The 213-nt window shown below is 59.6% G+C and carries 1 protein-coding gene; it reads left to right on the forward strand.

Annotation, left to right across the window (positions count from 1 at the left end):
- Nucleotides 1-213, forward strand: a 213-nt coding sequence (locus tag NLM59_RS11610; protein ID WP_304417945.1) for a hypothetical protein, incomplete at both ends; no start/stop codon positions are given.

A 213-nucleotide genomic window follows, 5' to 3' on the forward strand; every position in this document is an offset into this window, starting at 1 on the left:
CGGCCATCGTGAAAGATCCGTCGCTGCTGACCCAGGATCCCGACTTCGTCAAGAAGGTCAAAGACGGCATCGCCGCGGCCGACAAAGTGCGAAAAGGCGAAGGTGTCGAATTGCGCCCCGGCATGTTCGGTTACGATGCGGTCAAGACCGGGCCGTCGAACCTGGAGAAATTCGACGACGCGATGCGCGATGTCCGCGACATTCAGCAACTGA

This window comes from Profundicola chukchiensis, from assembly GCF_029664245.1.
GTDB lineage: Bacteria > Bacteroidota > Bacteroidia > Flavobacteriales > Weeksellaceae > Profundicola > Profundicola chukchiensis.